This window comes from Thermobacillus sp. (genome assembly GCF_003390775.1).
In the GTDB taxonomy this organism is placed as follows: Bacteria; Bacillota; Bacilli; order Paenibacillales; family Paenibacillaceae; genus Thermobacillus; species Thermobacillus xylanilyticus.
This window is the reverse complement of sequence record NZ_QEWA01000034.1, coordinates 149,456-156,573: the sequence shown is the minus strand read 5'-3', so window position 1 is coordinate 156,573 and position 7,118 is coordinate 149,456. Positions and strand designations below refer to the sequence as shown.

Annotated in this window: 11 protein-coding genes and 1 pseudogene; 6 read left to right on the top strand and 6 right to left on the bottom strand. The window is 56.3% G+C overall.

Annotated elements, in window-relative coordinates; all coding sequences use genetic code 11:
- Positions 1–205: pseudogene (locus tag C6W55_RS07830) on the bottom strand (transposase); the annotation flags it as partial.
- Between the two features lie 83 nt (positions 206–288).
- On the opposite strand from C6W55_RS07830, the gene C6W55_RS07825 reads away from it, so the two are divergent.
- The 3 genes from C6W55_RS07825 (at position 289) to C6W55_RS07815 (ending at position 2,123) form a co-directional block, all read left to right on the top strand.
- Positions 289–1,002, top strand: coding sequence for a VanZ family protein (locus tag C6W55_RS07825; protein ID WP_286892224.1), 714 nt, complete (start codon positions 289–291; stop codon positions 1,000–1,002).
- A gap of 135 nt (positions 1,003–1,137) precedes the next feature.
- Positions 1,138–1,725 (top strand): TetR/AcrR family transcriptional regulator, encoded by a 588-nt coding sequence (locus C6W55_RS07820; protein WP_286892222.1) that lies wholly within the window; start codon positions 1,138–1,140, stop codon positions 1,723–1,725.
- The gene (locus C6W55_RS07815; RefSeq protein WP_286892220.1) at positions 1,722–2,123 is read left to right on the top strand and encodes a DUF5367 family protein; all 402 of its coding nucleotides are present in this window, start codon (positions 1,722–1,724) and stop codon (positions 2,121–2,123) included. The genes C6W55_RS07820 and C6W55_RS07815 overlap by 4 nt, the downstream gene beginning before the upstream one ends.
- 53 nt (positions 2,124–2,176) lie before the next feature.
- Here the strand turns inward: C6W55_RS07815 and C6W55_RS07810 are convergent, their stop codons facing one another.
- Entirely contained in the window at positions 2,177–2,656 is a 480-nt protein-coding gene (locus tag C6W55_RS07810; RefSeq protein WP_286892218.1) for an ATP-binding protein, read from the bottom strand.
- Between the two features lie 51 nt (positions 2,657–2,707).
- Here C6W55_RS07810 and C6W55_RS07805 point away from each other — a divergent pair, with 51 nt between their 5' ends.
- Positions 2,708–3,235 carry a macro domain-containing protein gene (locus tag C6W55_RS07805; RefSeq protein ID WP_286892217.1) on the top strand — a complete coding sequence of 176 codons (528 nt, stop codon included), beginning with the start codon at positions 2,708–2,710 and terminating at the stop codon, positions 3,233–3,235.
- 207 nt (positions 3,236–3,442) lie between these two features.
- Positions 3,443–4,207, top strand: coding sequence for an arginase family protein (locus tag C6W55_RS07800; RefSeq protein WP_286892216.1), 765 nt, complete (start codon positions 3,443–3,445; stop codon positions 4,205–4,207).
- Positions 4,208–4,231: 24 nt separating this feature from the next.
- Here the strand turns inward: C6W55_RS07800 and C6W55_RS07795 are convergent, their stop codons facing one another.
- Positions 4,232–4,618, bottom strand: coding sequence for an ACT domain-containing protein (locus tag C6W55_RS07795; RefSeq protein WP_286892214.1), 387 nt, complete (start codon positions 4,616–4,618; stop codon positions 4,232–4,234).
- 137 nt (positions 4,619–4,755) lie between these two features.
- On the opposite strand from C6W55_RS07795, the gene C6W55_RS07790 reads away from it, so the two are divergent.
- Positions 4,756–5,223, top strand: a complete 468-nt coding sequence (locus C6W55_RS07790; RefSeq protein ID WP_286892213.1) for a DinB family protein — start codon at positions 4,756–4,758, stop codon at positions 5,221–5,223.
- Between the two features lie 63 nt (positions 5,224–5,286).
- Here C6W55_RS07790 and C6W55_RS07785 read toward each other — a convergent pair whose 3' ends face one another.
- The 3 genes from C6W55_RS07785 to modB all read right to left on the bottom strand — a co-directional run bounded on the left by C6W55_RS07785 (position 5,287) and on the right by modB (position 7,077).
- Complete coding sequence (locus C6W55_RS07785) at positions 5,287–6,033, bottom strand: NAD-dependent protein deacylase (protein ID WP_286892211.1); 747 nt, start codon at positions 6,031–6,033, stop codon at positions 5,287–5,289.
- Positions 6,034–6,159: 126 nt separating this feature from the next.
- Positions 6,160–6,333: a MerR family DNA-binding protein gene (locus C6W55_RS18080; protein ID WP_353682019.1), complete on the bottom strand. Its 174-nt coding sequence runs from the start codon at positions 6,331–6,333 to the stop codon at positions 6,160–6,162.
- Positions 6,334–6,408: 75 nt separating this feature from the next.
- Positions 6,409–7,077, bottom strand: coding sequence for a molybdate ABC transporter permease subunit (gene modB, locus C6W55_RS07780; protein ID WP_213485531.1), 669 nt, complete (start codon positions 7,075–7,077; stop codon positions 6,409–6,411).
- Between the last annotated feature and the right edge of the window lie 41 nt (positions 7,078–7,118).

Here is a 7,118-nt window from a genome sequence, read left to right as displayed (position 1 = left end):
CCAGTTCCTTTTTCGTGACGTCGGCAAACACACGGCTGAGTGTGGAGATGGATGGAGCTTCCCGATCAAGCGAAAGTCCGCACTGATAGCGGAACCGAAGGTCCGTGCTCAACCGATGATGCAAAGCCGTTAAGGTAGCGATTCCTTCAAGAGGGGCGGCCAGAAGCGCACGTAAAATGCCCTGTCTGCAATGTCCGTCGGCGCCAATATACATCGTGACTTCACTCCTTAAGTTTTCTTGTTTGGTCACTTGAAAACTTCTCCAAGTTGGGGTGAAGTCCCTTTTTTATGTCCGAAAATCCTTACAAATCAAGGCCTTGGATTATTGCAAAACGCTCATTGAAAAGTGAATACTTGAGTCAAGGCCTTGCCGAGGAAGAGGCAACCCGGAAGGCGTTGGAAAGCTTCGGGGAACAAAAACAACTGACCCGTGGCTTGCAAGCGTCCATGTTCCCGTATGATAAGGCGTTCAAGGCGGCAACCTGGATGCTGTTTGCGCTGTACGCCTTCATCGTCCTGTTCAAGCTGCTCTTCCAACGAATCATCGTGCGCATGGTGGACGCGGCAAACGGTATAGAATGGAACCGCTATGCGGCGACTCCGCCCGATTCAGAGGGATATCTCAATCTGGAAGTGTTGAAGCGGAATGCGAACTTCATCCCGTTTCGTAATACGGTGGAATATTTGACGGGAGCTGACCGTTACAATATGGACATTATTATCCATAACACCCTGGGCAATATCCTGATTTTCTTGCCGCTCGGATTTTTTCTTCCGCTGCTGTTCAAGAGATACGGCAAACTTTCGAAGATCATCGTGGATTCCATGGTCATCAGCTTTGCGATTGAAACTTTACAGATTGGCCTGAAAATCGGGCAATTCGATATTGACGATGTCATTTTGAATACATTCGGAAGTGTCCTCGGCTTCTTGCTTTTCAAGATCATGAAACATCTGCTCGCGTTGTCAAAGGGAAGTTCCTTCCGGAAAATCGCGAATTAATGCCCGAAGCCCGTTGCGTGAAGCCTGCTGCCGTGATGCCAGACGTCCGGCAGCAGGTTTCGCATTTCTCATCCTCATCCCGGTATGCTAATATTGAAGTTAGTCGTATGACTAACTAACAAAGATGGTGATCCGGTGGCAAAGCCGAATGTCGTCAGCAAGCGCGACCTCATCCAATATGCAAAGGAATGTCTGGTGGAGAAAGGCCTCGAACAGTTCACCTTGCGGGCGGTGGCGGAGACGGCGGGCGTGACGCAGGGGACGATCTACTATCATTTCCGCACGAAGGAGCAGTTGCTGCTCGCGATCGTCCAGGACATTTGCGAAACCATCTGGCAGGAGATCGCCCGACCGAAAGAAGATGCGATCGCGCACGCCCTGGCGTCGGCGAAAAGCCGCTGCTCCTACGACTCGTTTTTTCACAAATTGTTCCTCTCGCTTGTCGCTTCCGGCTTCAACAATGAAGAGATTCGACACAAGCTGGGCGAAATCATGGCGGCGGAAAACGAAGCGCTGTCCCGCAATTTGTCCGGCCTGTGGGCGGCCTCTCCGATCGAAGGGGTGTCGCGGGACACATGGGGCATTTTGATCAATGCGATGGTAGATGGATTGGCCCTGCAGGCCTTGCTGCAGAAAGACTTTCCCGTCGAGAACATCTACCGCGAGTTCGAGCACTTCCTGAAAGGACTGGGCGCTATGACAGACAAGGAGGGCAAGAAATGAGAAACTGGTTGTTCACCGCGATGTGGGGATTTGTCGTTTGGCTCTTTGCCACACTGTTTTTCAGGCTGTTCGGCGAATACGTGCTCTTTCCTCCCCGTTCAAATGCATTTGTCATCAGCACGATCCTGCTCCTGATCGGGACGGCGGCCGTACTGTGGGGCGTCACGCAGGCTTATCGGCAGTTCGATCGCTCGAAGTATGCGCCGCTCAAGTTCGGGGTGATCGGGACGATCATCGGGTTGGCGCTGGACACCTTCTCGATCTCTTTTCATCCCGTTGTTTTACCGCAATTGGACGAAGCCCGGGTGATCGCGTTTACCGCCTGGCTGTCGTTTGCCTACGCCTTGTATTTGTTCATCCCTTTCATGATCCAACAGAAAATCGCCCGCACCGGATGACCAGAACGGCATGGCCGCTGTTTTGGTCCATCCGTGCAGGCAGCGCGCCCGGGTTACGTTTTGCCGGCAAAGCGCTTCGCCAGTCTGATCCGGAACAGCGTTTTTCCCGGGGAAGATTCAAGGGTCAGCACGCCTTCGTGCCATTCGATCGCCTTCTTCGCAATCGTAAGGCAACTTATACCCACGAAGACGACGAACCGCTCGTGACCAATCTCATGAACTATACACGAGGGTTTTGGAAAGGCCTGTTTACATGCTATGACCATCCGCATGTTCCACGGACCAATAACGATCACGAACGCTTTTTTCAACAGACCAAAACCCGGCACCGACGGATGACCGGTTTGCGAAGTTGGAATGAATACATACTCCGTAGTGGTGAGATGGTTGTCCTTGTTGATGACGCGCTCCGTCAGGAGGATGTGATTCGCAGATTGCAGGCGGTCGAGTACACCGTTTTCAGGAATGAGCGTCTGCGCTGGGCTTCCAGGTTGAATGAAGGGACCAAACGCAGACGCTTTAGAACACCGCAAGGCGGGTGTTCCGACGAAGTTCCATATGTATCCGGGAGGTTTCCACCAGCCATGCCCTTCACAATCGTCCGTCAGGACATCACGAAAATGAACGTCGATGCGATCGTGAACGCCGCCAATACCGAGCTGCGGATGGGGGGCGGCGTCTGCGGCGCGATCTTCCGGGCGGCCGGACCGGCCGAGATGCAAGCGGCCTGCGACCGGCTCGCTCCGATCAGGACCGGCGAGGCGGTGATCACGCCGGGCTTCGCCTTGCCCGCGAAGCACGTCATTCATGCGGCCGGCCCAATCTACAGCAGTCAACGCGCGGCGGAATGCGAGCAGCTTCTCCGCTCCGCTTACCTCCATTCGCTTCGGCTTGCCGCCCTGCACAAGTGCGAGAGCATCGCCTTCCCGTTAATCTCGAGCGGCATCTACGGTTACCCCAAAGCCGAAGCGCTGCAAGTCGCGGTCTCGGCGATCCGGGATTTCCTCGCACGCGCTGAACGTGATATGGATGTTTATCTTGTCGTGTTCGACGAAGAGTCGATTCGCATCAGCGAGGAACGGTTCGGCGAATTTACCCGTTTCGGGAACTGATTTCGGAACACAAATTTTATATAATAGAGATGGTGAGCCATTGTGTGACGCCTCCTGCCGTGACGCCGTCGTCCGGCGGCAGATCGCATGATGGTTCTTCGTTTTGCGGCAACGAATCGATTTTTAATAAGCGAACATTCTGACTGCCGTTTCATTGTGAACAAGACCTATGATTTGAGCCCTGCTTGAAGAATAGGAGTGGGAACAATGAAGAGCGGAATTTCCTTGTTAAACTTCGACGGTACGCTGCAAAAACAGACATTGCTCCGGAGATACCCGGTCGAGTGGATCGATTTCTCCGATTTGCGCGGTTGCCGCGGCTACTGCGCTTCCGATTCCCTGCACAAAATTCAGAAACGGCTGCGTTCAAGAAAGCACCGGCGCGTCACGCTGATCGGCAACGGGAACTATCACTACGTCACCTATGTGCTCCTGTCCGAAATCCGGCAGCCGTTCTCGCTCGTTCTGTTCGACCACCATACCGACCTGGCGCCGGAGGGGGAGATCCCGATCCTTTCCTGCGGCTCGTGGGTCAGCCATGCGCTGAGGACGCTGCCGCTGCTGAACCGCGTGGTCATCGTCGGCGCCAACACCCCGAGCGGCCGCCAGGCAGCCGGCATGCCCGGCAACGTCACCGTCATCTCCGAGCACGAGGTGAGGCGCATGTCCGCCGCGGAAATCGAGCGGGCCATCCTCACCGCCGTGCCCGACCAGCCGATTTATATCAGCGTGGACAAAGACGTGTTGAATCGGGACAACGCGGCCACGGACTGGGACCAGGGCAGCATGACGCTGCGGCAGCTGCTGGATGCGATCCGGGAGCTGAAACGGACCCGTCCGCTCGCGGGGGCGGACGTTTGCGGGGAACTGCCCCTGTCTCCCGTCGATTTGCTGTCCGGCGAAGGGGTGCGGCATCTGAAGAAGAACGAACTCGCCAACAAGGCGATCGTCGACGTGCTCCTGGCGGGTTGATTCAACACCCGGCAGGCGGGTTGATCAACGGCTGAACATATGTCCCGCCTTCTCCAATACGGCTTTCGCTTGTTCCAGGGCGTGGTTCTTGATCAGGATATAATCCGTATTGTAGGTTGCGATCGCGAAAATGCTGATCCCGGCTTCGGCCATCGGGCCGGCCAGCGATGCAAGAATTCCGGTCAGGCTGAAGTCCAGTACGCCCTCCTCGATCTTGATGCACCGGAACTCGCTTTCGATGTTCGCGAACTCCTCGCCGTCCGGCAGTCGTTCGGAAGGAACGACGATGGAAAGCTCTTCGTCCGTCCGGGTAATGGAGACGAACCGGCCGCTTGCGGCCCATGACGGGATCGGATCGGTCGGCGGCAATTTGATGACGGAGAAAGCGGCATCCAGAATTTTCAGATTCATGACTTGAGTTCTCCTTTTGAGGATATTTTGACAGCATCCCGAATCTCTCGCAAGCATCGAGTTCCTTTTCCGGGCGATTTGATATAAAATCCTGAGCGGGGAAGACACCTCACATTTTGCAACAAGGAGCAGACGCCATGTACAGAACCGTGCAAGATTTCCTCCATGATTGGTCGCACTCCGCACAAGGCACGCTCAAGGTGCTGCAGTCGCTCACGGATGAGAAATTGGATCAGGCCATTGTGGAAGGGCACAACACGCTCGGATGGCTTGGCTGGCACCTGGCGACCGCACCGGCATTTTTCATGAAGCAGGTCGGCCTCGCCATTGAACCGGCAGGCAGCGAACGGCCCGGCAAAGCAGAGGAAATCGTGAAGGCCTACACCAAGACGGTCGAGGACGTCAAGCGGGCGGTGGAGCAGCAGCTTACGGATGAGAAAATGGTCGAAAACGTGGAAACCTTCGCCGGCGCCGTACCGCGCGGCGCGATGCTGAGAACCTTGATCGACCATCAAACCCACCATCGCGGGCAGATGACCGTGCTTCTCCGCCAGGCCGGACTGCCGGTGCCGGGGGTTCTCGGCCCGACCAAAGAAGGGAACTGACCAGCAGACAAACAAGAAGCAGACGGATCATCCGAATCGATGCTCGGACGCCGTCTGCTTTTTTTACGTCAGGCAAGCTTTCAACGTTTTCCCGATGCTGTCGTGAATGACCAGGCTGGCCGCGTGGTCATACGGCGTGGGAGACTTGTTGATCAACACCAGATGTCTGCCCCGGAAAAACTGGATCAATCCCGCGGCGGGGTACACCCTCAGCGAGGTTCCGGCAACAATCAGCACGTCCGCCTGCTCGATATACCGCCTGGCTTTCTCCAGAACTCCCGTATCCAGACTTTCTTCATACAGGACGACATCCGGCTTGACGATCCCGCCGCAGCGGCTGCACTTCGGCACACCGGCCGATTCCAGCACGGCGTCCAGCGTGAAGAACTGTCCGCATGACATGCAGTAATTCCGGTGCACCGAGCCGTGCAGTTCGAGAACCTCCCGGCTTCCGGCCTGCTGATGAAGCCCGTCGATATTTTGCGTGATGACCGCTTTCAGCTTGCCCGCCTGCTCCAGCCTCGCCAGCGCCAGATGCGCCGGATTGGGCTTCGCGTCTTTATAGATCATCTTGTTCTTGTAGAAATCATAGAACTCCTCGGTATGCTGCATGAAGAACGTATGGGACAGAATTTCTTCCGGCGATAACTCGCGCTTTCCCACGCGTTCGGAGAAAAGGCCGCCGGCGCTTCGGAAATCCGGGATGTTGCTCTCCGTCGAAACGCCGGCTCCACCGAAGAATACGATATTGTCCGATGCGTCCAGGATCGTCCGCAATTCCGCAAGTTTGTCCGCATGCGATGCATTCAATCCGCGCTCACCTCCACCTCCTTAATCTACATCGCATCCGGCCAAACCGCAAACCGTCTTTCCGGCTTCCGACCAACGTTCAAGTCGTCTCGGCATACTTCACAGCCGCAGCGTACAAATAGCAGCTCAAGCCGACGTGCATGCCCTCCAGCACGCTGCGATGAAAATCGTCCTCCATGGCTCCAGCGCATGCTTGATGTCCCGCAGGCTGAAGCCGAGTTCCCGGTAGAACAAGATCTGCTGCAGACGGGCGAGTTCCGTAAAGTATGCCCCAAGGTCGGAGTCAACCGGCCGGATCAAAATTTTGGGGTCCAAATAAAATGAAGCTCCAAGACGAAGCGGTGTCGACTTTGGAGCTTCTTGATTTGCACCAACCTACGATTTCGTCCGGGTCGCCAGCAGCAGCACGAAGGCGAGGCAGATGAGGACCGCGCTCCACAGCCCCGCAAGCTGCAATTGATTCGTTTCCACCGCCGCGTAGATGGCGGTCGGAATGGTCCGGGTTCTGCCGGGAATGTTCCCGGCCACCATCAGGGTCGCGCCGAATTCCCCCAGCGCGCGCGCAAATCCCAGCACATAGGCTGTCGCGAGCGAACGCGCGGCGAGCGGGATCGTTATCCTGCACACCACCTGCCATTCGCTCGCGCCGTCCAGGCGCGCGGCTTCCTTGTATTCCTTCTGCACGGAGGCAAAACCGGCTTTCAGCGTCTGATAGACGAGCGGGAACGACACGACGACGGCGGCGACCACCGCGGCATACCAGGTGAAGATGACCGGCTGGTCGAACCACCACTCCCACAGCTTGCCGATCCAGCTCCTGCGGCCCAGGAGCAGAAGCAGGAGAAACCCCACGACGGTGGGCGGGAGGACAAGCGGCAGCATGAGGCTTGTCTCGAGCAATGTTTTTCCGATGAAGCGCCGTCCGCCAATGCTATGGGCGGCCCAGATCCCGAGGATCATGACCAGGATGCTGGCGATGAAGCTGACTTTGACCGACAGCCAGATCGGCGAGACGAACGCATTCCAATCCAATGTCTGATCCATTTTCCACACCGAAGCCGCAATCTTGGAATATCCGCAGGCTT

Coding starts and splice junctions, on each gene's coding strand:
- C6W55_RS07800 (WP_286892216.1), top strand. CDS start 3,443: ATGAAGAGCGGAATTTCCTTGTTAAACTTCGACGGTACGCTGCAAAAA.
- C6W55_RS07805 (WP_286892217.1), top strand. CDS start 2,708: ATGCCCTTCACAATCGTCCGTCAGGACATCACGAAAATGAACGTCGAT.
- C6W55_RS07795 (WP_286892214.1), bottom strand. CDS start 4,618: ATGAATCTGAAAATTCTGGATGCCGCTTTCTCCGTCATCAAATTGCCG.
- C6W55_RS07815 (WP_286892220.1), top strand. CDS start 1,722: ATGAGAAACTGGTTGTTCACCGCGATGTGGGGATTTGTCGTTTGGCTC.
- C6W55_RS07825 (WP_286892224.1), top strand. CDS start 289: ATGTCCGAAAATCCTTACAAATCAAGGCCTTGGATTATTGCAAAACGC.
- modB (WP_213485531.1), bottom strand. CDS start 7,077: ATGGATCAGACATTGGATTGGAATGCGTTCGTCTCGCCGATCTGGCTG.
- C6W55_RS07790 (WP_286892213.1), top strand. CDS start 4,756: ATGTACAGAACCGTGCAAGATTTCCTCCATGATTGGTCGCACTCCGCA.